This window comes from Tepidimonas charontis, from assembly GCF_007556685.1.
Lineage (GTDB): Bacteria > Pseudomonadota > Gammaproteobacteria > Burkholderiales > Burkholderiaceae_C > Tepidimonas > Tepidimonas charontis.
In genome coordinates, this window is record NZ_VJON01000093.1 from 1 (window position 1) to 1303 (window position 1303).

Here is a 1303-nt window from a genome sequence, read left to right on the forward strand (position 1 = left end):
CCCGCGTACTCGACCAGCCGAGCGTAACGGCGGGTGCCGTCGGCCAGCAGCTCGGGCTGATGCCGGTGGCCGCCGCCGATCACCACCGGCTGACCGCGCAGGTCCGGGTAGCGCAGCAGCTCCACCGACGCGTAGAAGGCGTCCATGTCGAGGTGGGCGATGTAGCGGGGCATGGGAACGGGGCGGGAACAGCGGCCGGGACCGTGTCGCCCAGGCGCGGGGCTCAGTGTGTCAGCAGGGTGTCCAGGCGGTCGAGGGGGCTGTGCACACCGCCCCCGCCCACCTTCAGCACATGGGTGTAGATCATGGTGGTGCTCACGTCCGAATGGCCCAGCAGTTCCTGCACGGTGCGGATGTCGTAGCCGGCCTGCAGCAGGTGTGTGGCGAAACTGTGGCGCAGGGTGTGGGGTGTGGCCGCCTTGTGGATACCTGCTGCCTGCAATGCGCGTTTGAAGGCGCGCTGGAACGTCTGGTCGTACAGGTGGTGGCGCCGCACCACGCCGCTGCGCGGGTCCACCGCGTGCTGTGCCTGCGGAAACACCCAGAACCAGGGCCACGAGGCGCCGGCCCGGGGGTACTTCCGGGCGAGCGCATCAGGCATTTCCACCCCGCCGCGGCCGGCCTGCCGGTCGGCCACCCACAGGGCATGGGCCCGGGCCAATTGCTCGCGCAACGGTTGCTCCAGCGTGCGCGACAGCATCAGCACGCGGTCCTTGCCGCCCTTGCCGTCGCGCACCACGATGGCCCGGTGGGCAAAGTCGAGGTCTTTCACCCGCAGGCGCAAGCCCTCGGTCAACCGCATGCCGGTGCCATAGAGCACCTGGGCCAGCAAACGGTGCTCGCCCTCCATCAACGCCAGCACGGCGGCCACCTCCTGCGCCGACAACACCACCGGCAGCCGCCGCCGCGGCTGCGGCCGGGCGATGGTGTCCATCCAGGGCAGTTGCACGCCCAGCACCTTCCCGTACAAGAACAGCAGCGCCGACAACGCCTGCCGGTGGGTGCTGACCGACACCCCCCGCTCGCTCGCCAGCCAGGTGAGAAAGGCTTCAACCTCCGGCCCACCCATCTCGGCCGGGTGACGCAGCCGGTGAAACCGGATGAAGGCGCGGCACCAGTACACATAGGCCTCTTCGGTGCGCAGGCTGTAATGCAGGGCGCGGATGCGCTCCCGCAGTTGATCGAGCAGCCGCGTCGATTTCAACGGCGGCAGTGCCTCACCGCGCCGTGGCGGCCTGCCCGCCGCCGGATGGGTTTCATGCATCTTGTTCTCTCCCTTGGGGCCCCCTTTCGGGGGGGGTGT

General features: G+C 69.7%; 2 protein-coding genes. Both read right to left on the bottom strand.

Features of this window, described 5'->3' with window-relative positions:
- The coding region (locus Tchar_RS13475) for a Y-family DNA polymerase (RefSeq protein WP_456243330.1) at nucleotides 1–173 on the bottom strand (173 nt) is incomplete at its 3' end.
- A 50-nt stretch (nucleotides 174–223) separates the two neighbouring features.
- Complete coding sequence (locus Tchar_RS13480) at nucleotides 224–1264, bottom strand: integron integrase (protein ID WP_144329484.1); 1041 nt, start codon at nucleotides 1262–1264, stop codon at nucleotides 224–226.
- Nucleotides 1265–1303 lie beyond the last annotated feature (39 nt).